Below are 284 nucleotides of genomic sequence, written 5' to 3' on the forward strand. Positions count from 1 at the left end.
GCCCGCGCCCGGCGACGTGCCGCTGCGCGGGCTGACCGTGCCCGGCCTGGCCAACGCCCACAGCCACGCCTTCCACCGGGCCCTGCGCGGCGTCGTACAGCAGGGCACGGGCACTTTCTGGACCTGGCGGGAGTCGATGTACGAGGTCGCGGAACGGCTCGACCCGGACCGCTACTTCGCCCTCGCCCGTGCCGTGTACGCCGAGATGGCGCTGGCCGGGATCACCACCGTCGGCGAGTTCCACTACGTCCACCACGCGCCCGGCGGCGTCCCGTACACCGAGC

At 73.9% G+C, this 284-nt stretch carries 1 protein-coding gene; it reads left to right on the plus strand.

The features are described from left to right. Positions 1 to 284: amidohydrolase family protein (locus AN216_RS00110; protein WP_139140799.1), on the plus strand; the 284-nt coding region annotated here is incomplete at both ends.

The sequence above is a fragment of the Streptomyces oceani genome (assembly GCF_001751245.1).
GTDB classification, from domain to species: Bacteria; Actinomycetota; Actinomycetes; order Streptomycetales; family Streptomycetaceae; genus Streptomyces; species Streptomyces oceani.